The organism is Bradyrhizobium sp. OAE829, from assembly GCF_040546575.1.
Classification (GTDB): Bacteria; Pseudomonadota; Alphaproteobacteria; order Rhizobiales; family Xanthobacteraceae; genus Bradyrhizobium.
Genome location: NZ_JBEPOE010000001.1, coordinates 3618146 through 3641849, shown reverse-complemented (window position 1 = coordinate 3641849; position 23704 = coordinate 3618146). Strand labels below are relative to the sequence as shown.

Genomic DNA, 23704 nt, shown 5'->3' with positions numbered 1-23704 from the left:
CCCGGAGACCTCTGATGTCCACGATCGACCCATCCAGCCCGAGCGATTTGCGTGCGCTCGCCGAACAATCCAACGCCTGGCCGTTCGAGCAGGCGAAAGCGATTGTCGCGCGGCTGAAAAAGAGCCCGAAGGACGAGGTGCTGTTCGAGACCGGTTACGGCCCGTCGGGGCTGCCGCATATCGGCACCTTCGGCGAGGTCGCGCGCACCACCATGGTGCGCCATGCCTTTCGCGTGCTCACCGAGGACAAGATCAAGACGCGGCTGCTGGCGTTCTCCGACGACATGGACGGCCTGCGCAAGGTGCCGGACAACGTGCCCAATCGCGACATGATGGCGGCTCATCTCGGCAAGCCGCTGACGCGCGTGCCGGATCCGTTCTCGAACGAGCACCCCTCGTTCGGCGCCGCCAACAATGCGCGGCTGCGGGCGTTCCTCGATCATTTCGGCTTCGACTACGAGTTTGCCAGTTCGACCGACTACTACACGTCGGGCCGCTTCGATGCGACGCTGCTCAAGATGCTCGCCGCCTACGACAAGGTGATGGCGATCATCCTGCCGACGCTGGGGCCGGACCGGCGCGCGACCTATTCACCCTTCCTGCCCATCAGCAAGACATCAGGCGTCGTGCTGCAGGTGCCGATGATCCGCCGCGATATCGCCGCCGGCACGATCACCTATGTCGACCCGGACAGCGGCGAAGAGGTCGAAACCCCGGTCACGGGCGGCAATGTGAAGTGCCAGTGGAAGGCCGACTGGGCGATGCGCTGGGTCGCGCTCGGCGTCGATTACGAGATGGCCGGCAAGGATCTGATCGACTCGGTGAAGCTCTCGGGCCAGATCACCCGGGCGCTCGGCGCCACGCCGCCGGAAGGCTTCAACTACGAACTGTTCCTCGACGAGCAGGGCCAGAAGATTTCCAAGTCGAAGGGCAACGGGCTCACGATCGACGAATGGCTGCGCTATGCGTCGCCGGAATCGCTGTCGCTGTTCATGTACCGCGAGCCGAAGGCGGCGAAGCGGCTGCATTTCGACGTGATCCCGCGCAACGTCGATGACTACCAGCAGTTCCTCGATGGCTTGCCGCGGCAGGACGCCAAGCAGCAGCTGCAAAATCCGGTCTGGCACGTTCATGCCGGCCAGCCGCCGAAGGCCGACATGCCGGTCACGTTCCAGCTGTTGCTGACGCTGGTGTCGTCGTCGAATGCGGAGAACGCCGAAACGCTGTGGGGTTTTATCGGGCGTTATCGTCCCGGCGTGACGCCGCAGACGCATCCGAAGCTCGATGCGCTGGTCGGCTACGCCATCAATTATTATCGCGACTTCGTGGCGCCGACCAAAAAATTCCGCGAGCCGACCGATGGCGAGCGGGTGGCGCTGCAGGATCTGCGCGACGCGCTGTCGCAATTGCCGGCGACGTCGACGGCGGAAGAGATCCAGAACGTGGTCTACGAGATCGGCCGCCGCGAGCCGTTCCTCGATCTCGTCAAGAAGGGCAAGGATGGCCGGCCGGGCGTTTCGCTCGACTGGTTCAACATGCTCTACCAGGTGCTGCTCGGTCAGGAAAAAGGCCCGCGCTTCGGCTCGTTCGTCGCGGTGTACGGTCTGACCAACGCCGTGGCGATGATCGACGGCGCGCTGGCGCGGAGCGCGTAGCCCCTATGTCGTCCCGGCGAAGGCTGGGACCCATACGCCGCGGCCGATGTTATTGAAAAAGGAAGATAACGACCTGCGTGCAAAACAATTATCGCTGGTGGTTATGGGTCCCGGCCTTCGCCGGGACGACGATAGAGTTGGGCTTTGCAACGCATCATCTCACTGCGACCGCGAGCCGCAAATTCAGATGGCAGGCCCGCCGCAATTTCAACCGCGGCCTGCACCGAATTGCGCTACACTATCCGCCATCAAGCCTCCGTGGAGAGGCGGGGAACATTGGGAGCAGACGCATGCAGTTCAGGGTTTCGCCGGACTTGCGCAATGACACCAGCGCCGACGAATGGCAGGCGCGCGTCGATCTGGCGGCCGCGCATCGTCTCGCCTTCAACCAGGGTTTTTCCGAAGGCATCTTCAACCATCTGACCTACACGGTGCCGGGCCGCAGCGACCGCTACTACCAGATCCCGTTCGGCATGCATTGGTCCGAGGTCACGGCCTCGTCCTTCATGGAAGTCGGCATCGATGACGGCGAGGTCAAGCGCGGCGAGGGCGAAGTCGAGCGCTCCTGCTATTGCATCCACGCCCCGATCCACAAGGCGCTGCCGCAGGCCAAAGCGGTGTTTCACACCCACATGCCCTATGCCAGCGCGCTGACGCGCCTCGACGACCCGCGCATCAAGGAGATCGGCCAGACCGAGGTCGGGCTATCAGGCGCCATCGCCTATGACGACGAATATACCGGCCCGGCCGTCGATCCCGCCGAGGGCGCCCGCCTTGCGAAGGTGATCGGCGACAAGCAGGTGCTGTTCATGGCCAATCACGGCATCTCGACGGTCGGTGCGACCGTCGCCGACGCTTACGACATGCTCTATTACGTCGAGCGCGCCGCGCAGGTGCAGATCTACGCGATGTGGACCGGGCAGAAGCTGAAGCAGCTTCCCGCGCCCGTGGTGGAGAAGACCCAGCGCGAATACAAGGATGAGCGTCTCTACAAGGGACCCACCCCGGCACAGCGGCACTTCGATGCGTTGAAGCGCATGCTCGATCGGAAAGAGCCGGATTACGCGACGTAGGCTCACTTGTCATGGCGGGCTTGACCCGCGCATCCATCTTGCTTCGTAAGAGTCTTTTGTTTGATGGATTGCCGGGTCAAGCCCGGCAATGACAGCATTAAGCCCGCACCGCATCCGCAAACGCGTGCCACACTTCCGGCCGCCAGCTTCCATTCGCGGCGCCCGACGTGGAGGGCAGGATCCAGATCCTGGTGTCGGCGATCCGCTCAGCCTGTTCGCCGTAATCGCGCCTGCCGCCGAGAAACCCTTGCCCGGCCGCCTTGCTCGTGAACGCCAGGAATTTCGGCCTGAAGGCCGCAACCGAATTGCTCAGGCGAGATCGCGCATCCAGTCGCAGTTCGGATAGCGGGATCTGGTGATCCATTCCCGAATGCGTCTTCACGAGATCAGTAAGACCGATCCGATGCTGCAGCAGATCTCGGTACTGGTGCGGCTGTAGCAGCGCCGGCGTCAGCCCGGTCTCGTGGAGAATCTTCCAGAACTTGTTCTGCTTGTGCGCGTAGTAAGCCTTTGCTTTGGCTGATGCCGTCCCTGCAGCCATCCCGCACAGAACGATGTGAAGGGAATCTTCCAGCAGGTCCTGCAGGACATCGGGAGTCGGGGACAAACCTACTGGCTCGCCCATACGATCCGCGCGATCCATTCGACGTCGTCGGCGTCGAGCGCGCGGTCGGCCTGCGCCGGGTTGAGCGATTGCAGCTCCAGCGTCCTGGTGGTGCGGCGCTTCAATTCCTTCACCAACACCTCGCCATCGCTCGTCTTCAACACCACGCGGTCGCCGCGCCGGATCGGTGTGCCCGGCGAGACCACGATGATGTCGCCGTCGCGGTAGGCGGGCTTCATCGAGTCGCCGGATATTTCCAGCGCATAGGCGTGCTCGTCGCCCGCGGCGGGCAGCGCCACCTCGTCCCAGCCCTTGCCGGCGGGGAAACCGCTGTCGTCGAAATGGCCGCCGCTGCCCGCTTGGGCGAGGCCGAGCATCGGCACCGATTGCTGGCTGCGCGCGCCGTCGCCGATCAGCTGCACAAACGTGTCGATCGAGGAATTGGTGGCGGCCAGCGCCTTGGAGACCGATTCGGTCGAGGGCCAGCGTTCGCGGCCGTCGCCCGTGATGCGCTTGGATTTGTTGAAGGTGGTGGGGTCGAGGCCGGAGCGCTTGGCGAGGCCCGAGGGCGACAGCCCGGCGCGCTCGGCGAGCCGGTCGAGCGCGGTCCAGACCTGGCCATGGGTGAGAATGCGGGCTTTGGTTGGCTTGGCCATGGGATCACTCAACGTCGGGTTTAGGAATTATTACGCACTTATATACTTGACAAAAGTGGAATGAATCCCTAAAACGGTATCATCGGAGAGCGATGATGGCCACGGCTGCAACATTCCAAGACCCCATGTTCCATGACGAGGGTAAGGCCCGCGAAGCCCTTGAGGCTGTCCGCTGGCCTGATGGCCCTATCTGCCCTCACTGCGGCTCCTCCGATCCCGACAAGCTGGCGAAGGTCGAAGGCACCAAGAAGTCCCATCGTCCCGGCCTGTACTACTGCAACGACTGCAAGGGCCAGTTCACCGTGACCGTCGGCACCGTATTCGAGCGCTCCAAGGTGCCGCTCACCAAGTGGTGGATGGCCGCGCATATGATGAACTCAGGCAAGAACGGCGTATCGGCTCACGAAATCCACAGAGCGCTTGGCGTCACCTACAAGACCGCGTGGTTCATGATGCACAGACTGCGGGAAGCTATGACCGATGCAAAGCCCGGCCCTATGGGAACGCTGGGCGGCTCTGTGCAGGCCGATGAGACCTATCACCTCAATACGTCAAAGCGCGCCAAGGGCTACAAGAAGGGTCTCTCGCAAAAAGCGTCGGTCTTGGCGCTGGTTGACGAGAACACCGGGACCGTCCGCACCTTCCATATCAACAAGTCCATGACCGCCGCGAAGATTGCGGAAATTCTATTCACTAACGTTGAGCGCAAGGCCACCTTGGTTACTGACGAGTCCAACCTTTACAAGGTGCTCGGCAAGGAATTTGCCGCGCACCAAACGATGAACCACTCAGGGCGCGAGTACGTCAACGCTGGTGGCTTCACTACTAACAACGTTGAGAACTTCTTTGGTGTGTTCAAGCGCGGCATGCGCGGCACGTACACGTTCTGCGGCGAACAGCACTTGAAGCGCTATTTGGTCGAATTTGAATTCCGCTACAACAATCGTTCCGGCCTTGGCGTTACCGATGGGGAACGGACGGCTATTGCTCTCAAGGGTATCGAGGGTAAGCGCCTGACGTACCGCAGCACTCACTAAAATTAGGAATAAGAAACAGGCGGCAAAGCGTTTTCGCGCTTGGAAGAAAAGGAAGCGGTTCGTCTGAGTGAGGATAAGAAACAGCACTAGTCATCTTTTTTCGTCTGCTTTTTCTTCTTTGCCTTTGCCTTCTTCCCGACCTTCATTTCCTCGTGCGGCTTCGGCTTCATGCGCACGAGCGCGCCCATTAGCTGTTTAGTGGTTTCCAATTTATCCCTTTGGGAAGGTGACATAGTGATAAAACCCTTCGTTGGCCCTCGACTGAAAGTTGCGAGGGCTAAAGGTCACATCGAGGAAATCCATCGACTCACCGCCGCCCTTTATGCCCGCGATCCCTACGACATTATCCGCGAGCAAGATACGGAAACGGGAGAGTATATCTACCGCATCCGCATCAAAGAGGCGATCCCCTGCGAATGGGGTACAGTCATTGGGGATATTGTCCACAATCTCAGAGCCGCGCTTGACCAACTCGTTTGCGATCTGGTGATCGCTAACGATGGCAAGGTCAGCAAGACCAATGGGTTTTTGATTACAGAAACCCGCGAGACGTTTGAAAGTTATCTTCCCAAGAAAATAAAAGGAATCAGCCGCCGCGCTGAATGGCTCATCCGCCGATTCAAACCATACCTCAGAGGGGGGCGGGGGTAAATTTGGTTGTCCCCATCTCTACCTTCTGGATTTCCTCGACGACCTGGATAAGCACAAGGGACTGATCCCGGTAGCCGCCGCCCAGCCGCACATTGATTTCAAATGGCTCATTCAGGCGGGATCGGTCCCCGCTCCCGGCCCAGATGGGGTTATTGACATCAAGGTCCCGATGCCTGCCAGACCTGAGACAGTCTGCCCCCTTGCAGATAATGCGGAAATTCTCCGAGTCCCGCTCGGCCTCGACCACCAAGTAAAGTTTTCCTTCGCGGTATCGATCGCTGATGTTGAGGGCCTTGGCGGCGAGTCGATCGCTAAAGTCTTGGAAGAGACAGCCCAGTTCATCGAAAAGGCCATCGACATCCTCGAACGCCACGCGAGGCCTCCGGCCGCCTAGTTTCGCATTTTGCACTGTTCCTCACAGTGCACTTGCACACTCAACCTAACTGCAATTCGGGCGCGCCAATTGCGATTTCACGCAATGGGCGTAAGCTAGGAATAATTGCACTTTTGTCAAGTATATAAGTGCGAATTATTACCTGAAACGCGGGATTTCCGCAAATTCCATGCTGGCCGGACGGCGTGGCGGCGCTTGAGTTCGGCCCCAGCCGCCTTTACGGTCTGCGCCGACCCGGAATCCCGGGAAAAATCCCAAGAGACTCAACGACAAACAGGGAATGCCGGCGAGTGCCCACGATCTACAAAATCAGCCCCGCCTCGGCCTGGCGCGAGGCCGAGCGGCAAGGCGTCTATCGGGGCAGCGCGGACGATCTGCGCGACGGCTACATCCATTTTTCCACAGCGTCCCAGGTCGCCGAGACCGCGCGGAAACATTATTTCGGCCAGACCGGGCTGTTCTTGATCGCGGTCGACGCCGATGCGCTGGGCGACAGCCTGCGCTGGGAACCCTCGCGCAACGACGAATTGTTCCCACATCTCTATGGCGAACTCGATCTTGGCGCCGTCACCGCCATCCTCGACATGCGGGCGCGGTCCGACGGCGATCATGACATTCCGGAGCTTGCGCCGTGATCCGCGCCTTCGACGCCTTTTCACTGCCGCTGCTGCGCTGGTTCGATCCGGAGGATGCGCATCGCATGGCCATCCAGGGTCTGCGGCTGTTGCCGCCGATCCGCTCCAAGCCTGATGATTCGAAGCTGGCGGTGCGCGCCTTCGGCCTGAACTTTCCCAATCCGATCGGGATGGCCGCGGGCTTCGACAAGAGCGCGGAGGCGCCCGACGCGCTGCTGCGGCTGGGTTTTGGATTCGTCGAGATCGGCTCGGTGACGCCCAAACCGCAAGTCGGCAATCCGCGGCCGCGGCTGTTCCGGATGGAACGCGACGAGGCCGTGATCAACCGGATGGGCTTCAACAATGACGGGGCGGAGATTGTGCTGCGGCGGCTCGCCTCGCGTGCGCATCTTTCCGGCATCGTCGGCGTCAATGTCGGGGCCAACAAGGATTCGGCCGACCGCACTGCCGATTACGTCAAGCTGATCGAGACCTTTGCGCCGGTCGCGAGCTATTTCACCGTCAACGTCTCCTCGCCGAACACGCCGGGCCTGCGCAATCTGCAGCAATCGGCCGCGCTCGACGATCTCCTCGCGAGAGTGATCGATGCGCGCGAGCGGGTGCGCAAGAATGCCGGCGATTCCCCGGTGCTGCTCAAGATCGCGCCGGATTTGAGTCTGGCCGAACTCGACGACGTCGTGCACATCGCGCGCTCACGCCGGGTCGACGGCATGGTCGTGGCCAACACCACGCTGGCGCGGCCCTCGACGTTGCGCGAATCCGGCCGCGCCAAGGAGCAGGGCGGCCTGTCGGGACGGCCGCTGTTCCGGCTGTCGACGCGGATGGTGGCGGAAACCTATGTGCGTGCCGAAGGTGCCTTCCCGCTGATCGGAGTCGGCGGCATCGATAGCGGAGGCGCCGCGCTGACCAAAATCCGCGCCGGTGCCAGCCTGATCCAGCTCTATTCGTCGCTGATCTACAAGGGCCTCGGGCTGGTCGAGGACATCAAGAACGATCTGTCCTCGACCTTGCTGCGCACGGGGCGCGATTCGCTTGCGGAAATCGTCGGCGCCGACGCCGCGACGATCACCGCCGAGGAATGGCCGGTGCAGTGATCTTTCCCTCTCCCCTTGTGGGAGAGGGTGGCTTCGCGAAGCGAAGACGGGTGAGGGGTTCTCTCCTCACGGTAAGATTTCGAGATGCGGATAGAGACCCCTCATCCGGCGCTTCGCGCCACCTTCTCCCACAAGGGGAGAAGGGAAGAACTCACTCTCCAAACGACTTCTTCAACAGCGCCGGATAACGCAGCGCCTCAAGCCCGCCGCGGGCGGCGTAATGCACCAATAGCGCGCCCCACAGCCCGGCATTGCCGAACGATCGCAGCGCCAGCCACGCGCCAAGGAAGATCGCAAGCGACAGCAGCATCAGGTTGCGCATGTCGCGCGCCCAGGTGGCGCCGATATAGACCCCGTCAAAGGCAAAGGCGAACACGCCGAGCAGCGGTGCGAAGATCACGAACGGCAGATAATCGCGCGCGATGCGCCGCACGTCGGCGCTCGCCGTCATGATGTCGATCAGGGAGGGGCCGAACATTGCGAAGACGGCGGCGACGGCGAGCGCAAAGCCAAAGCCCCAGATCACGACCAGTTTGACCGCACCGGCGAATCCGCCTCTGTCGCGGGCGCCATAGGCGCGGCCGCAGAGCTGTTCGGCGGCGTTGGCAAGGCCGTCGAGAAAAAAGGCGCTGATCATCAGGAAATTGTTCAACACCGCATTGGCTGCGAGCGTCAGGTCGCCGGCGCGGGCGCCCTGCGCGGTGAAGAACAGGAAGGCTGCGATCAACGCCGCGGTGCGAATCAGGATGTCACGATTGACCGCCAGCAAGCGCATCAGCTTGGTGCGGTCGAACAGCGTCGCGCGCGAGATGGCCTGTTGCCCATGGGAGAGGCGCCGCGCGATCATGATGCCGAGCAGGAGCCCGGCTGCTTCCGCGATCACGGCCGCGATCGCCGCGCCGGCAATGCCGAAGTCGAGCACCAGCACCAAAAGCGCGGTGGCTGCCGCATTGATCAGGTTGATGGTGATCTGCGTGCCGAGCGCCAGTTTGGCGCGGGCCTGTCCGATCAGCCAGCCCAGCATGACATAATTGCCGAGCGCCAGCGGCGCCGACCAGATCCGGATCGTGAAATAGGTTTTCGCCGCGCGCGTAACGCCTTCGCTGCCGCCCATCGCCTCCAGCAGGAGGCTGGCGAGCGGGATCTGCAGCAGGATGAGCGCGGCGCCGACCAGCGCGGCGGCGATGAAGCCGCGCAGCAGGATGGCCCGTAGTTCCTGCGTGTCGCCGGCGCCGAGCGCCTGCGCTGTAAACGCCACCGTGCTCATGCGCAGGAATCCGAACAGCCAGAATAGGCAGTCGAACAGCACGGAGGCGACCGCCACGCCGCCGAGCAGCGTGGCGTCACCGAGCCGGCCGATCGCCGTGGTCGAGACGATGCCGATCAGCGGCGTCGTCAGGTTCGCGATCATCGCGGGACCCGCGATGGCAAATACCTGCGCCGTCGTGACTTTCGAGGGAGCGGCCGGCGAATGCATGCTTACAGCTCGACCACCAGACCGTCGCTCGCGGTGCTGTAGGAAAGCGAACCCAGCCGTCCCAGCATGTCGTCGCTCATATGCGTCAGGATCAACCGCCTGGCGTTGATCTCGGGCAGATGGGCTTCCAGCGTTTTCAGGCTGAGGTGATTCTTGACGATCTTTTCGTAATAATAGGCCTCGGCAATGAACAGGTCGGCCTCGCGCGCGGCCGGGATCAGCGTTTCCGTCCACTCGGTGTCGGCGCTGTAGGTGATGATGCGGCCTTCGGCCTCGATGCGGTAGGCCAGGAATGGTCCGCCGGATTCGCCGTGCACGACGGGATAGGGCGTCACCTTGACGGCGCCGAAGCTGCGGCTTTGCTCGGGATCGAGCGCGACGACGGAGAGCTCGAAGCGCTGCTTCGTCCTTGAGGAATGCTCGAACATTGCTTCCATCAATTGCGTCAGCCGGGTCTCGATTCCGTGCGGACCGGCGATGACGAGCGGACGGGCGCGGCGGGTGAACTGCGCATCCAGCAGGAAGAACGGCAGTCCGCCAAAATGGTCGCCGTGGAAATGCGTGATCAGGATCAGGTCGATGCCGTCGCTGATGACACCGAGCCGCTTCAGCGCCGGCAGCGACGAGGCCCCGCAATCGATCAGGAAATTGACGCTGGCGCCGGTGACATGGAAACAGGTGTTGGCGCGTCCGCCGGAGCCGAGCGCGTCGCCGCAGCCGATAAATTGCAGTTGCATCGGCTGCGGTCCCTTGGCGAGGAGATTTAGCGCCCGCGCGGGCTGCCGAACAGCCGCGACAACAGCCAGACCGGAATCACGATCACGGCGCCGAGCAGGAAGTAGCGCCACAGCCAGTTGACGGCGTCAAAGCCGAGATCCCAGAGCCGCTGGAACAGCATGCGGATGCTGTGCAGGATGTTCCAGGGATCGAAGCCGACAGCGGCGAGCACCACGCCGACCAGAACCGACAGCAGGATCAGCCGGAATGCCACCGCCAGAGGCGAGCCGCCGAGAAAGCGGTTGAGGCCGTCATTGCTGGCCGGCAAATCCCTGACGTCGTTGGGCATCGATCTCTCCTGCGGGTCACGCCCGCGTATTGTAGCGTTTTTGAGCGAAGTGGATACCGGTTCGCGTGAAGAAAACGCGTCAAAACAAGAATCCACTACAGCGGACAGCAGATGGGGAACCTATCTCAGTGCGTCAATGGCTGGCCGGATCAAGGCGCGGTAATGCTGACGTCACTCTTCAGCATCCGCTCCAGCGTTTCCAGCCGGTCGGCCTCGCGCGGCGGCTTGTCCCAGCGCAGCCGGCTGATGCGCGGAAACCGCATCGCGACGCCGGATTTGTGCCGCGGCGAGCGCGCCAGCCCCTCGAAGGCGACTTCCAGCACCAGTCCCTGGTCTGGCTCATGCACGACATGCCGCACGGGTCCGAATTTTTCGGTGGTGTTGCGGCGGACGAAACGGTCGATCCGCAGCAATTCCTCATCGGTGAAGCCGAAATAGGCTTTGCCGACCGGCACCAGCTGTTCGCCGTCCTCGCCCGAGGTCCAGACGCCGAACGTGTAGTCCGAATAATAGGACGACCGCTTGCCGTGGCCGCGCTGCGCATACATCAGCACGGCGTCGATCAGATGCGGGTCGCGCTTCCACTTCCACCATTGGCCTTTGGGACGGCCCGGCAGATAGGCGGCGTCGCGGCGTTTCAGCATCACGCCCTCGACGGCGTCGGCATCCTCGCCCGCGCCGGCTTGGGCCGGATCCGCGCGCGCCGCCGTCAGCGCGTCCCAGCTGTCAAAGGCGACCGTCGGCGATAGATCAATCCTGGCATCGTCAAGCTTTTTGACGAACGCTTCCAGCCGCGCGCGGCGTTCGATGAACGGCAGTTCGCGCAAATCGTTCTCGTCGTCGCCGAGCAGATCATAGGCGCGCAAATGGATCGGATACTCTTTCATCAGTTTGGGCGAGACGACTTTGCGGTTGAGGCGCTGCTGCAGCACGTTGAACGTCTGCACGCGGCCCTCGCGCAGCACCAGCAATTCGCCGTCGATCGCGAAACTTGAAGATCCTTGCAGATGCAGCGACGGCACGAGGTCCGGAAAACTCCCGGTGATGTCTTCCCCGGTGCGCGAATAGAGCCGCGCCTGGATGTGGCCGCGCTCGTCGCGGCCGCTCACGGCCTGCACGCGGATGCCGTCCCATTTCCATTCCGCGATGAAGTCGGCGGGGTCGAGATTGGCAAAGTCCGCATCCTCGATCGCATGCGCCAGCATCACAGGGCGGAATGGTGTCGGATCGCGATTGACGGGTTTTTCGCTGCGCCCTTCCAGCCAGGCGAACAGCTCGAGATAGGGCGCGCTCAATCCCGGCCACATCAGCTCGACGTCGTGGGCGTCCTTGCCTCCAAGGTTGGCCGCGGCGGTCTTGGCGAGCCGCGCCGAAATGCCGATCCGCATCGCGCCGGTAACCAGCTTTAGCAGCGCCCAGCGGCCGGTCTCGTCCAGCTCGTCAAGCCAGCGCGCGAGTTGTTTTGGCAGCTCGGTCTTGCCGAGCGTGCGCAGCGTGGTGACGACGTCGGAAAGCGTCGGGGGAGGTGGGTTGTTGTGGCCGGCGGGGCGTGGATCATAAGCACCACCCGCGTGGTACCCCTCTCCCTGACCCTCCCCCGCAAGGGGGGAGGGAACGGTGAGAGTTGTTGTTGTGGCTTTCGATATTGTTCGAGGTGATCGCCTCGCGCTCGACTCGGCTCCCTCCCCCCTTGCGGGGGAGGGCTGGGGAGAGGGGTGGCCCAGCAAATACTGATCATGATGGACTGCGCGCTTCGGCCACATCAGCGCCACCGTCTCGGAGAGATCGCCGACATAATCATAGGACAGGCCGAACAGCACGGGATCAGCACGATCCGTGATCAGGTCGCGGATCAGGCCGGGCTTGGCGTGCTTGAACGACAGCGCGCCGGTCAGCGCCGCCAGCGCATAGCCGCGGTCGGGATCATCAGTCTCGCGAAAATACGCCGTGAGCAGTCGAAGCTTGTTGTTGCGGCCGGGCTCATAGGCGAGGCGATCCAGCAGTTCGGCGAAGCGGTTCATGCCTCGGCCTCTTTGGAGGGGGGCGCCTCGTGCTCGTCCTCATCGCCATAGCCGACCAGATCGAGCGGCCGCGCGGCGAGGCCTTTTGTCTTGCACCAATGTACCAGCGCATCTTCCTGACCGTGGGTGACCCAGATCTCGCCGGCGCCGGTAGCCTCGATCGTCGCGGTCAGCCCGTCCCAGTCGGCGTGATCGGAAATCACCAGCGGCAATTCGATGCCGCGCTGGCGGGCGCGGGCCCGCACCCGCATCCAGCCCGAGGCGAACGCCGTGACCGGATCGGGAAACCGCCGCGTCCAGATGTCTGAGGTGGCCGACGGCGGCGCCAGTGTGATGGTGCCGGCGAGGTCGGCCTTCTTCACGCCCTTGGCCGGACGCAACTCGCCGAGCGCAACGCCGCGGCTCTGATAATAGTGCGTGATCGCTTCCATCGCGCCATGCAGGTAGATCGGCGCGTCGTAGCCGGCCTCGCGCAGCAGCGCGATCACGCGCTGCGCCTTGCCGAGCGAGTAGGCGCCGACCAGATGCGCGCGCTCCGGGAACAGCGCCACGGAAGCCAATAGCTTCTTCACTTCATCCGCCGCGTTGCCATGACGAAACACCGGCAGGCCGAACGTCGCTTCGGTGATGAAGACGTCGCATGGCACCACTTCGAACGGCGTGCAGGTGGGATCGCTAGCGTCCTTGTAGTCACCTGAGGCGACGATGCAGGTGTCCTTGCAGGTGACGGCAATCTGCGCCGAGCCCAACACGTGACCGGCGGGATGGAATTTGATTTTGACGTCGCCGAGCTTGAGTTCCTCGCCATAGGCGATCGCCTGCGTACTGCCTGCGAAATTATCGCCATAGCGCAGCCGCATCATGTCGAGCGTCTCTTGCGTCGCCAGAACCGCGCCATGGCCGGGACGGGCGTGGTCGGAATGGCCATGGGTGATCACGGCGCGCTCGACGGACCGAACCGGATCGATATGGAAGCCACCGGGCTTGCAGCACAAACCGGCGGGAGCTGGCAGCAGGATGTCTTGTGGACGCATCTTGGTTATATAGGGCGTATTGCCCCGATTTTTACCTGCCCCATAGAGCCCATGCCCACGCGAATATTCCTGACCTCCGGCGATCTGATGGCCGATCGCCGTTATGATTTTGCGCGCGACCTGCAAATGAAGGGCGATCTGCCCGGCGCCGCCGACCTGCTGCTACAGGCGACGGATCTGGCGCCGAATTTTGTCACGGCGTGGTTCACGCTCGGCGATATCCGCGAAACGCTGGGCGAGCGCGATGCGGCGATCGCCGCGTTTCGCAAGGCGTGGGACGGTGATCCCGATGATCGTCATGGCGCCCGCCTGCGGCTGATGCGGCTCGGCGCCGAGCCATTGGCCGCTATGCCGCAAGGCTATGTGCAGGTGCTGTTCGACCAGTACGCGCGGCGGTTCAACGCCGCACTGGTGGACAATCTCGGTTATCGCGGCCCGGACCTGCTGTTCAAGGCGGTGCTGTCGGTGCGCGCCGCGGCCCGCAAGCCTGCCTTCTTCAAGCGCGCCATCGATCTCGGCTGCGGCACCGGGCTCGTCGCCACGGCCTTCGCCAGGGAAGTCGATCATTTCATCGGCATCGATCTGTCGCCGCGCATGATCGAGAAGGCCCGTTCTATCGGCTTCTATGCGGAGCTTGAAGTCGGCGACATCGTGCAAGGTCTGCGCGCGAGGCCTGACAGCAGCGCCGATCTCATCCTGGCCGCCGACGTGATGATCTATGTCGCCGATCTCGCGCCGGTGCTGGCGGAATCGAGCCGCGTGCTGGCCGCGGGCGGTCTGTTCGCCTTCACGACCGAGACGCATGCCGGCGAAGGCGTCATTCTCGGCGCAGGCCTCCGCTATGCCCACGCGGCAGCCCATGTGCGCGAAACGGTGGAGGCGGCCGGTCTGGATTTATCCCTGCTCGAAGATCGCTCGGCGCGCACCGAGGACAACATGCCGGTGCCGGGCCTGGTCGCGGTCGCAGCCAAGGGCTGACTGCCGCCTGTTCGGCCCGAGAAGCATGCCCACACGGGCAGGCTGGACAAACCGGCGAGGATACACCAATCTGGACCTACCAGATTGGTAGGATCAGATGAGCGCGCCTCAGCAAGCAAGCGAAGGATCGCGAGCGGTCAAGCGGACCATCGAGTTCATTCGCCATCACCGATTGCAGAAGGGCGACCGGCTGCCGTCAGAGCGCGAGTTGTCGGATCGCTTTGGCGTCACCCGCAGTTCGGTGCGGGAAGCGTTGGCGGTTCTTGATGCGCTGCGGCTGACCGAGCGCCGGCCGAAGTCCGGCATTTTCCTGCGCAACGCGCTCGAAGACAGCGGGCTCGATTCCCTGGTCATCCAGGCCAATCTGGACTTGCCGTTTGACGAGCGCACCATGCGCGACGTGAGCGAGGCCCGCGTCATATTTGAAACCCACGCGATCCGCCTTGCATGCGCGCGCAGGACCGATGCCGATCTCAACAGGCTGCGGGAGTTGGTCGCCAACTATTCCAGTCGGGTGCAGGCCGAACTCAATGTCGCCAATGAAGACGTCGAGTTTCACCTGGCAATGGCCGCAGCCAGCCAGAACGCGATTATCGTCCGAACGCTCACGCCTTTGTTTCTCATGAGCTTTCAGTGGCGGCAGAAGTATTTCTCATCCCCGGTCGTTCGCCGCCGCTCACTGGCCGATCATCAGGAGTTCGTGGCCACCATTGCCGACAGGGACGAAACCCGGGCGGCGGCTCTGGTGCAAAAGCATGTCCATTCCGCATTCGACGAAGTTCGGGCAATGGCGGAAGGAAACGAGCAGCCGGAATCTCACAACCAATGGGAAGGCCGGGAAGAGTAAGTTGCCGGGAATGCCGGCCACGCAGCGCAAGTCGAAGCCAATTTCGATCCGCACAACCTGAATGACCGATCGCTGCATTCAGGCATCGACAGCAACAAAGGGAGAAACAACAATGAAAAACAAGCAAACACGGCGCGAGTTCGGCGCCACCGCGCTATCCGCCCTCGCGGCTTCCATATTGCCCGCCCCGTTCGTCTGGGCCGCCGAGAAGAAATACGATCCGGGCGCGAGCGATACCGAAATCAAGTTGGGCCAGACCGTGCCGCACAGCGGCCCGGGTTCGCTCTATGGCGTGCTGGGCCGCGTCGGCGAGGCCTATTTCCAGATGCTGAACGAAAAGGGCGGCATCAACGGCCGCAAGGTGAAATTCCTCACCATGGACGACGGCTACAGCGCGCCGAAATGCGTGGAAGCGACGCGGCGGCTGGTGGAGAATGACGAAGTGCTGGCGCTGTTCGGCTCGCTCGGCACCGCGCCGCAGACCGCCGTGCACAAATACCTCAACAACAAAGGCGTGCCGCAGCTGATGCTCAACACCGGCGCCTCGAAATGGAACGATCCGAAGAACTTCAAATGGACCATGGCCGGCCTGCCGCTCTATCCGACCGAGGCGCGCATTCTCGCCAAATACGTCGTGGCGACGAAGCCGAATGCCAAAATCGGCATTCTCTACCAGAACGACGATTTCGGCCGCGATTTCCTGGCGCCGTTCAAGAAGGTTCTGGAGGAAGCCGGCGGCACCGCCAAGGTGATCATGGAGCAGAGCTACGATCTGACCGAGCCGACCATCGATTCGCAGCTGATCAATCTATCGAAGTCGGGCGCGGATGTTTTCTACAACATCTCGACCGGCAAGGCGTCGTCGCAGTCGATCCGCAAGGTGGTCGAGCTCGGCTGGAAGCCGTTGCAATTGCTGTCGGCAGGATCGACCGGACGTTCGATCCTCAGCGCCGCCGGTTTCGAGAATGCCACCGGCATCGTCGCCATCCGCTACGCCAAGGAAGTCGGCGTGCCGCGCTGGGAAAACGATCCCGACGTGATGGCGTTCGAGGCGCTGCGCAAGAAATATCTGCCCAATGTCGATCCCGACAACACCATCGCCTTCGCCGGCTACGGCCAGGTGGCGTCGATGGCGGAAATCCTGCGCCGCTGCGGCGACGATCTCACCCGCGCCAACGTGCTCAAACAAGCGACGACGCTGGCCGGCTTCCACTCGCCGTACTTCCTCGACGGCGTCAATTTCAGCTACACGCCGGAGGACTACACGCCGATGAAGACGCTCTTCATCTCGCAGTTCAACGGCAAGGACTGGGATATCTCCGACAAGCCGGTGACGGAGTAGCGGATCTTCTCCCTCTCCCCGCTCTTCGCGGGGAGAGGGTAGGGGTGAGGGGCCTCACCGCGATTCTGTGTGTGTGTTGAGAGGTGTACCGCCTCACCCGGATTGCATCTGCGATGCAATCCGACCTCTCCCCGCAAGCGGGGCGAGGTTGATACCCCTCGACGTGGCGCGCTGAACGGCTTAGTTCTTGTTTTGTGCCGCCCCGAATCCTACCCGCCATATCGGCCGAGCCGGCCGCGCTGCTGCCCGAGCGCTTCCTTCAATGGTTCGCGTCGCGCGGCTGGTCGCCGCGTGAGCATCAGCTGGAACTACTGGCGAAGGCGCGGGACGATCGCTCGGCGCTGCTGATCGCGCCGACCGGCGCCGGCAAGACGCTGGCGGGGTTTCTGCCGACATTGGTGGAACTGTCTGCTCCGCCACCGGTCGCAGCGGAGGGCGCAAAGAAAAACGTCATCTCCACCGGCCGCGGCGTGAAGCGCACCGGTGGCCTGAACACCCTTTACATCTCGCCCTTGAAGGCACTCGCGGTCGATATCGCCCGCAATCTGGAGACGCCGATCGCCGAGATGGGCCTGCCTATCAAGGTCGAGACCCGCACTGGCGACACGCCGGTGTCGCGCCGGCAGCGGCAGCGGCGCTATCCGCCGGATATTCTGCTGACCACGCCCGAACAACTGGCGTTGCTGTTGTCCTCCGACGATGCGCCGTTCCTGTTCGGCTCACTGAAGCGCATCGTGCTCGACGAATTGCACGCGCTGGTCACCTCCAAGCGCGGCGATCTGCTGTCGCTGGGACTGGCGCGGCTGTGGCGGCTGGCGCCTGAGATGCGCGGCATCGGATTGTCGGCGACGGTCGCCGAGCCGGAATCCTTGGCGCGGTTTTTAGTGCCGCAGCGTGACCGTAAGATAGAAGCCGCCGACATTGTCGTTGCCGGCGGCGCCGCGGCGCCCGTGGTCGAGATGCTCGACACCAGGGAGCGCCTGCCATGGGCCGGGCACAGCGCCCGCCATGCGATGGCTGAAATGTACGAGCTGATCAAGCGAAACAAGACCACGCTGGTGTTCGTCAACACCCGCAGCCAGGCCGAGATGCTGTTCCAGGATTTCTGGCGTATGAACGACGACGGCCTGACGATTGCGCTGCATCACGGCTCGCTCGACGTCGCGCAGCGCCGCAAGGTCGAGGACGCAATGGCGGCCGGCAAACTGCGCGGTGTGGTCTGTACCTCCTCGCTCGACCTCGGTATCGACTGGGGCGACATCGACCTCGTGATCAATGTCGGCGCGCCCAAGGGCTCCTCGCGGCTAATGCAGCGGATCGGCCGTGCCAACCATCGACTGGACGAACCCTCGCGCGCGGTGCTGGTGCCGGCGAACCGTTTCGAGGTATTGGAATGCGCCGTTGCGATCGATGCGATCGCGGAGAATGCGCAGGATACCCCGCCGCTGCGGATCGGCGCGCTCGACGTATTGGCGCAGCACGTGCTGGGATGCGCTTGCGGCGAGCCGTTTCTCTCCGATGAGCTCTATGAGGAGGTGCTGACATCGGCGCCTTACTCTGGTTTGACGCGAACCGATTTCGACGACGTGGTCGATTTCGTCGCCACCGGCGGCTACGCGCTGAAAACCTATGAGCGCTTCGCGCGCATCAAGCAGGACAAGCAAGGCCGCTGGCGCGTCGCCAATCCCCGCGTGCGGCAGAGCTATCGCCTCAATGTCGGCACCATCGTCGAAGAGCCGATGCTGAAAGTCCGCTTGGTGCGCTCGCGCGGGGGCGGTTCGGGATCGACCGGCGCGCTCGGACGCGGCGGACGGATGCTCGGCGAAGTCGAAGAATATTTCATCGAAGGGCTGGTGGTCGGCGACACCTTTGCCTTTGGCGGCGAGGTGGTTCGCTATGAGGCGTTGGCCGAAGATCAAGTCTACGTGTCTCGCGCCAACGATAAAGATGCAAAAGTGCCGTCCTATGCGGGCGGCAAGTTTCCGCTCTCGACCTATCTCGCCGAGCGCGTGCGTAAATTGCTCGACGACAAGCGGGCCTGGCACGCGCTGCCTGATCAGGTGCGCGACTGGCTGTCGCTGCAACGGCATTTTTCGCGCGTGCCGGCGGTGCGCGAATTGCTGATCGAAACCTTCCCGCGCGGCAACAAACATTATTTGATCTGCTATCCCTTCGAGGGGCGGCTGGCGCACCAGACGCTCGGCATGCTGCTGACGCGGCGGATGGAACGGGCGCGGGTGCGGCCGCTCGGCTTCGTCGCCAATGAATATGCGGTCGCGGTGTGGGGGCTCGGCGACATGTCGTTCATGATCCGCCAGGGCAAGCTCGATCTCAACGCGCTGTTCGATCCGGACATGCTGGGCGACGATCTCGAGGCATGGCTTGCCGAATCCGCGCTGATGAAGCGGACCTTCCGCACCTGCGCGGTGATCTCAGGCCTGATCGCGCGGCGCTTCACCGGCGAGGAAAAGTCCCGCCGCCAGGTGCTGTTCTCGACCGATTTGATCTACGACGTGTTGCGCAAGCACCAGGCCGACCACGTGCTGCTGCGCGCCGCGCGCGCCGATGCCGCCACTGGACTGCTCGATCTCAAGCGGCTCGGTGATATGCTGTCACGTATTCAGGGCCGAATCATCCATCGGGAACTCGACCGTGTTTCGCCGCTGGCGGTGCCGGTGATGCTGGAAATCGGCCGCGAGTCAGTTTATGGCGAGGCGGCCGACGAGTTGCTGGCGGAAGCCGCCGATGAACTGGTCAAGGAAGCGACAGGATAGAACGTGACGGCAGCGGCGCAATCTTCGGACGATGATCAAATGGCACGGGCTTCGAAGGTTGCGATTGCGGATGTAACGTTCCTCGCCGATCTCTCCGGCGCGTTGTTCTGGCAGGAACAGCGCCTGCTCGTCGTTTCCGACCTGCATCTGGAAAAAGGCTCCAGCTTCGCCGCGCGCGGCGTGCTGCTGCCGCCTTACGACACGGTGGCGACGCTGAGCCGGCTTGCCGCCGTGATCGCGCGGCACGACCCGCGCATGGTGATCGCGCTCGGCGACAGTTTTCACGACCGCAATGCGCATGAGCGGCTGTCGGTGCCCGATCGCGAGGCGCTGTCGGCGATGCAGGCGCGGCGCGACTGGATCTGGATTGCGGGCAATCACGATCCGGCCTTGCCGTCGGATCTCGGCGGTGTCGTCGCCAACGAGGTCGCGATCGGCAACGTCACGTTCCGCCATGAGCCCACGGGCGCGTCAGGTGAAATCGCCGGCCATCTGCATCCCAAGGCCCGCGTCGCCACCCGCGGCCGCGCGATGGAGCGGCGGTGCTTTGCCTGCGACGGCGAGCGCGCGGTCATGCCGGCGTTCGGCGCCTATACCGGCGGCCTCAGCATCCGCGATCCGGCGTTTGCAAAGATCTTCCAGACGCCAGGCCTGACGGCGCACGTGCTCGGCGACAACAGGCTGCACGCGATCGCAGCGTCGCGGTGTTATTGAGCGGACGACGCTGCTGCCGTCGCTCTATGACCGCTTCCTCGTATCCTGTGAGGTGAACCGCGAGACGCGGCAAATCGTTCATGCGAATTCACGAAGCGAATCGTAGCTTACCTTTGATACGAGCCAACTTACCTTTTCGTAATACGGTTGACACGTTCGTGATTTCGGCAGTCGCGGATTCGAAACAGTGAGTCAGCGCTAATTCACTATGTGGTGAGCCATTGTTGATTGGCGCAACAGCTCTGCGCCAATCATCGCCAGCCGCACATGGATTTGCTGCCTTTCGCCGCCGCTTAACGAGGATTCTTGGTGCTGACTCCAAGTGCGTCGGCGAGCTCCATCGACTGCTTCAAAAAACGCATAAGACCTAAGCGGGAGAGCGGGCTTGTCCCGCCGAGACAACAGGTCGATTACAAAATCAAGGCGAGCTGAGACTCGCTTAACCATGGAGCAAGTACCATGAACTACAAAACACTCGTTGCCGCATCCTTGATGTCGATAGCTCTGACATCCGCAGCGACGTCCGCGGCATTTGCGCAGTGCACGGACTGCGCAATGTATCCAGATCGCGATTACCTGAACAAAGGCGTCCCAACCCCCGCCAGCAAGATGATGGCGGAGCCGGGCGGCGCAGCAGCTGCGAGCACTGCGAATTTTGAAAACGGTGCGTACAATGGACGTGCCGGAGCCAGGGTGGCTGGAACGCAGCGCCGCCACCCCCACGACGCGAACGCTTCCATGGCCGGGGGTTCTGCCTTGGCCGGTGCCCCCTCACAGCGGGTGTACCTCAAGAACCTGCACGACTCCGGATACAATCCTGCCAGCGATGTCGACGGCGCCGGCAACATGAAAGTAAACTGATCCCCCGACGCACCATTCGGCATGCGTTACTTGGTGCGCCCCCCAGCCCTCGCAAGCGGGAGAGGGGGCGTGCCGAGTTCGCCGCCAGCTACGCCGCCTTCGCCTGCACTGTATTGCAAAACTCCGCCAGCCGATCGGCGAGCCGCAACGTGGCGGGGCTGGCATCCGGTGCCGCGACCAGCGCGACTTCGGTTCGGTCGATCGGCGCAAAGCCGTCTTTCGCCGTCAGCACGCGGTGGTCGGCCTGGATCGCCATCTCGGACAGAATGCTCAGGCCCATGCCGGCGGCAACCGCGGCCTGGATGCCGGAGAGGCTGGAGGACGTGTAGGCCATGTGCCAGGCGCGGCCTGCGCTTTCCAGCGCGTGGATCGCGCGCGAGCGATAGAGGCAGCCGGTGGGAAAGCCGATCAGCGGCACCGAGCCCGTGGTGGTGTCGCGCGGCCGGCTCTTGCTGGTGACCCAGTGCACGCGTTCGGGCCACACCGCGATGCCGATTTTCTCGCCGGCGGCGCGCTTGAACAGCGCGAGATCGAGTTCGCCGCGTTCGAGGTCGCGCTTCAGGTAAGTGCTCTGGTCGGAGCGGACATCCATCCGCAAGCCGGGATGCGAGCGTGAAAACGCCGCCAGCAATTTCGCCAGCCGGTAGGCCGCAAAATCTTCGGGCACGCCGAGCCGGATCGCGCCTTCACTGCCGGGGCGCGTCAGCACATCGCGGGCCTCTTCCGCCAGCGACAGCAGCCGCCGCGCATAGGACAGCAACCGTTCGCCGGCCTCGGTCGGCGTGACGTCCTTGCCGCGCCGGTTCAGCAACGGTTGGCCGACGTCCTCCTCCAGCCGCTTGATCTGCTGGCTGACGGTCGACTGGGTGCGGTGGACGCGCTCGCCGGCGCGGGTGAAACCGCCGGAATCCACCACCGAGACGAAGCTGCGCAGCAGTTCCAGATCGAGCACGGCCATGGCTCGCCTCCGCTCTTCAGGTCTATTCATAAATCCACTGGATGGCAGTTTATCATTTAATTTCTGAATATCAAGGTGAGGGCCTACATCATGGGCAAAGGAGACTCCCATGTCGCTCGCGCCCTCGCTTCCCGTTCCCCGCGCCGGTTTCAACTGGCTGCCGCTCACCATCACGCTGTTCTGCCTGCTCTGGAGCTTTGCCTTCGTCGCCGGCAAGATCGGCGTCACCGATTGTCCGCCGCTGATCCTGCTCACGGCGCGGTTTTCGCTCGCGGGCGTCCTGATCCTCGGCATATCCGCACTTCGCGGCGAGGGATGGCAGCTCAGCTGGCGCGACGTGGCCGTGTTCGCGGTACTCGGCGTCGCCAACAACGCGCTGTATCTCGGGCTAGGTTACACCGGCCTCAAGACCGTATCCGCCGGCCTTGGCGGCCTGATCGTCAGCGCCAATCCGGTGTTCACGGCGGTGGCGGCCGCGGTGTTTCTCGGGGAGGCGCTGACCTGGCGCAAGGTGACGGGGCTCTTGCTCGGCATATCAGGCGTCGGCTTCATCGTCTGGCATCGCATGTCGGTTGGGTCAGACAGCGTGGACGGCATCGTCTACACGCTGGCCTCGCTCGCCTCGATCGTGGTCGGCACCATCCTGTTCAAGGTGCTGGCGCCGAAGGGCAGCCTCTGGGTCGGCAACGGCGTGCAGAATCTCGCCGGCGGCCTGGCGCTGCTGCCGTTCGCCTTCACGTTTTCCAGCGTCAGCGACATCGTGCCGAGCGCGCGGCTGCTCGGCGCATTCGCCTTCCTGGTGCTGGGCGGATCGATCCTTGCCTATCTCTTGTGGTTCCACCTGCTGAAAGTCTGCGGCGCCACCGCTGCCAGCGCCTATCACTTCCTGATGCCGCCGCTCGGCATGCTGTTCGCCTTCGTCGTGCTCGGCGAGCACGTCGAATTCCGCGACCTGCTCGGGATCATTCCGGTGGCGCTCGGGATTTATCTGGTGACGCGGCCCGCTGCGGTGGCCGCTCCCGCTTCGCAAAGGAGTGCATCATGACCTTATCCATCACCCTGATCGGCGGCCCGACCGCACTGATTGAAATCGATGGTTTCCGCCTGCTCACCGATCCGACCTTCGATGCGCCCGGCGCCTATCAATTGCCGCATGTGAAGCTGGAAAAGCTGGTGGGCCCCGCGGTGACGGCGGAGACGATCGGTGAAGTCGATGCCGTGCTGCTCAGCCACGACCAGCATTCCGACAATCTCGATCATTCCGGCCGTGAGTTTCTCAAAAGGGCAAAGCGCGTGCTGACGACGGAAGCCGGCGCCAGGCGGCTCGGCGGCAGGGCCGAAGGCCTGGCGCCGTGGGCAGTCACCGAACTCACCGCCGGCAACGGTCGTGCGCTGACGATAACAGCCACACCGGCGCGTCATGGTCCGGTGGGTATCGAGCCGTTGTCGGGCGACGTGATCGGCTTCGCGGTGGCGTCGAACAAATCAGGTAGCCGCCCGGTCTATATCAGCGGTGACACGGTCTGGTTCGACGGCATCGCCGAGGTCGCGAAGCGATTCAGGGCGGGCGTGGTGCTGCCGTTCGCGGGCGCGGCGCAGACCCGCGGCCCCTTCCATCTCACGATGGACACCAACGACACGATCGAGACCGCGCGTGCGTTCTCCGATGCCGTGATCGTGCCTGTACATACCGACGGGTGGGCGCATTTCCGCCAGAACGCGAATGATTTGCGCGTGACCTTCGATGCGCTCGGCTTTGGTCCGCGCCTGCGGATTCTGGAGCCGGGTGTCCCGACCCTGATCGAGCCGTTGCATCCCGCGTGAGCCGTGGCG

Annotated in this window: 23 protein-coding genes; 14 read left to right on the top strand and 9 right to left on the bottom strand. The window is 63.2% G+C overall.

Features of this window, described 5'->3' with window-relative positions:
- Positions 1–14: 14 nt before the first annotated feature.
- Positions 15–1655 carry a lysine--tRNA ligase gene (locus ABIE49_RS17835; RefSeq protein WP_192735432.1) on the top strand — a complete coding sequence of 547 codons (1641 nt, stop codon included), beginning with the start codon at positions 15–17 and terminating at the stop codon, positions 1653–1655.
- Positions 1656–1945: 290 nt separating this feature from the next.
- Complete coding sequence (locus tag ABIE49_RS17830) at positions 1946–2728, top strand: class II aldolase/adducin family protein (protein ID WP_192735431.1); 783 nt, start codon at positions 1946–1948, stop codon at positions 2726–2728.
- A gap of 97 nt (positions 2729–2825) precedes the next feature.
- Here ABIE49_RS17830 and ABIE49_RS17825 read toward each other — a convergent pair whose 3' ends face one another.
- Both ABIE49_RS17825 and ABIE49_RS17820 read right to left on the bottom strand, forming a co-directional pair.
- Positions 2826–3335 carry a mismatch-specific DNA-glycosylase gene (locus tag ABIE49_RS17825; protein ID WP_192735430.1) on the bottom strand — a complete coding sequence of 170 codons (510 nt, stop codon included), beginning with the start codon at positions 3333–3335 and terminating at the stop codon, positions 2826–2828.
- Positions 3336–3337: 2 nt separating this feature from the next.
- Positions 3338–3988, bottom strand: a complete 651-nt coding sequence (locus ABIE49_RS17820) for a S24 family peptidase (RefSeq protein WP_210337213.1) — start codon at positions 3986–3988, stop codon at positions 3338–3340.
- Positions 3989–4080: 92 nt separating this feature from the next.
- Between ABIE49_RS17820 and ABIE49_RS17815 the strand changes: the two genes are divergently transcribed.
- Both ABIE49_RS17815 and ABIE49_RS17810 read left to right on the top strand, forming a co-directional pair.
- Positions 4081–5025, top strand: a complete 945-nt coding sequence (locus ABIE49_RS17815; RefSeq protein ID WP_192735429.1) for an IS1595 family transposase — start codon at positions 4081–4083, stop codon at positions 5023–5025.
- A 234-nt stretch (positions 5026–5259) separates the two neighbouring features.
- Positions 5260–5676 (top strand): hypothetical protein, encoded by a 417-nt coding sequence (locus tag ABIE49_RS17810; protein ID WP_192735428.1) that lies wholly within the window; start codon positions 5260–5262, stop codon positions 5674–5676.
- Here ABIE49_RS17810 and ABIE49_RS17805 read toward each other — a convergent pair.
- Positions 5657–6049: a hypothetical protein gene (locus tag ABIE49_RS17805; protein WP_192735427.1), complete on the bottom strand. Its 393-nt coding sequence runs from the start codon at positions 6047–6049 to the stop codon at positions 5657–5659. The two genes, ABIE49_RS17810 and ABIE49_RS17805, sit on opposite strands and share 20 nt — an antisense overlap.
- Positions 6050–6360: 311 nt before the next feature.
- Between ABIE49_RS17805 and ABIE49_RS17800 the strand changes: the two genes are divergently transcribed.
- Together ABIE49_RS17800 and ABIE49_RS17795 are read left to right on the top strand one after the other, a co-directional pair.
- On the top strand, positions 6361–6705 hold the full coding sequence (locus tag ABIE49_RS17800) for a DUF952 domain-containing protein (RefSeq protein ID WP_192735426.1): 345 nt from the start codon (positions 6361–6363) through the stop codon (positions 6703–6705).
- Entirely contained in the window at positions 6702–7799 is a 1098-nt protein-coding gene (locus ABIE49_RS17795) for a quinone-dependent dihydroorotate dehydrogenase (protein WP_192735425.1), read from the top strand. The genes ABIE49_RS17800 and ABIE49_RS17795 overlap by 4 nt, the downstream gene beginning before the upstream one ends.
- 151 nt (positions 7800–7950) lie before the next feature.
- Here ABIE49_RS17795 and ABIE49_RS17790 read toward each other — a convergent pair whose 3' ends face one another.
- From ABIE49_RS17790 to ABIE49_RS17770, 5 genes are all read right to left on the bottom strand, one after another.
- On the bottom strand, positions 7951–9276 hold the full coding sequence (locus ABIE49_RS17790) for an MATE family efflux transporter (protein ID WP_192735424.1): 1326 nt from the start codon (positions 9274–9276) through the stop codon (positions 7951–7953).
- Between the two features lie 2 nt (positions 9277–9278).
- Entirely contained in the window at positions 9279–10013 is a 735-nt protein-coding gene (locus ABIE49_RS17785) for an MBL fold metallo-hydrolase (RefSeq protein WP_192735423.1), read from the bottom strand.
- A gap of 26 nt (positions 10014–10039) precedes the next feature.
- Positions 10040–10342, bottom strand: coding sequence for a DUF6460 domain-containing protein (locus ABIE49_RS17780; protein ID WP_192735422.1), 303 nt, complete (start codon positions 10340–10342; stop codon positions 10040–10042).
- Positions 10343–10491: 149 nt separating this feature from the next.
- On the bottom strand, positions 10492–12363 hold the full coding sequence (locus ABIE49_RS17775; RefSeq protein WP_192735421.1) for an ATP-dependent DNA ligase: 1872 nt from the start codon (positions 12361–12363) through the stop codon (positions 10492–10494).
- Positions 12360–13397 (bottom strand): ligase-associated DNA damage response exonuclease, encoded by a 1038-nt coding sequence (locus tag ABIE49_RS17770; protein WP_192735420.1) that lies wholly within the window; start codon positions 13395–13397, stop codon positions 12360–12362. The genes ABIE49_RS17775 and ABIE49_RS17770 overlap by 4 nt, the downstream gene beginning before the upstream one ends.
- Before the next feature lie 51 nt (positions 13398–13448).
- On the opposite strand from ABIE49_RS17770, the gene ABIE49_RS17765 reads away from it, so the two are divergent.
- From ABIE49_RS17765 to ABIE49_RS17740, 6 genes are all read left to right on the top strand, one after another.
- The gene (locus ABIE49_RS17765; protein ID WP_192735419.1) at positions 13449–14375 is read left to right on the top strand and encodes a class I SAM-dependent DNA methyltransferase; all 927 of its coding nucleotides are present in this window, start codon (positions 13449–13451) and stop codon (positions 14373–14375) included.
- 97 nt (positions 14376–14472) lie between these two features.
- Positions 14473–15222 (top strand): FadR/GntR family transcriptional regulator, encoded by a 750-nt coding sequence (locus ABIE49_RS17760; protein ID WP_192735418.1) that lies wholly within the window; start codon positions 14473–14475, stop codon positions 15220–15222.
- A gap of 112 nt (positions 15223–15334) precedes the next feature.
- Positions 15335–16564 (top strand): ABC transporter substrate-binding protein, encoded by a 1230-nt coding sequence (locus ABIE49_RS17755; RefSeq protein ID WP_192735417.1) that lies wholly within the window; start codon positions 15335–15337, stop codon positions 16562–16564.
- A gap of 194 nt (positions 16565–16758) precedes the next feature.
- Complete coding sequence (locus tag ABIE49_RS17750; RefSeq protein ID WP_192735416.1) at positions 16759–19338, top strand: ligase-associated DNA damage response DEXH box helicase; 2580 nt, start codon at positions 16759–16761, stop codon at positions 19336–19338.
- Positions 19339–19377: 39 nt separating this feature from the next.
- Positions 19378–20052 carry a ligase-associated DNA damage response endonuclease PdeM gene (gene pdeM, locus ABIE49_RS17745; RefSeq protein WP_192735415.1) on the top strand — a complete coding sequence of 225 codons (675 nt, stop codon included), beginning with the start codon at positions 19378–19380 and terminating at the stop codon, positions 20050–20052.
- A 459-nt stretch (positions 20053–20511) separates the two neighbouring features.
- Complete coding sequence (locus ABIE49_RS17740) at positions 20512–20913, top strand: hypothetical protein (protein ID WP_192735414.1); 402 nt, start codon at positions 20512–20514, stop codon at positions 20911–20913.
- 88 nt (positions 20914–21001) lie between these two features.
- Here ABIE49_RS17740 and ABIE49_RS17735 read toward each other — a convergent pair whose 3' ends face one another.
- A complete protein-coding gene (locus ABIE49_RS17735; protein ID WP_192735717.1) occupies positions 21002–21865 on the bottom strand; it encodes a LysR substrate-binding domain-containing protein in 864 nt (287 codons plus the stop codon).
- 115 nt (positions 21866–21980) lie between these two features.
- Here ABIE49_RS17735 and ABIE49_RS17730 point away from each other — a divergent pair, with 115 nt between their 5' ends.
- Positions 21981–22916 (top strand): DMT family transporter, encoded by a 936-nt coding sequence (locus ABIE49_RS17730; protein ID WP_192735413.1) that lies wholly within the window; start codon positions 21981–21983, stop codon positions 22914–22916.
- Positions 22913–23695, top strand: coding sequence for an MBL fold metallo-hydrolase (locus ABIE49_RS17725; protein ID WP_192735412.1), 783 nt, complete (start codon positions 22913–22915; stop codon positions 23693–23695). The genes ABIE49_RS17730 and ABIE49_RS17725 overlap by 4 nt, the downstream gene beginning before the upstream one ends.
- Positions 23696–23704: the final 9 nt, after the last annotated feature.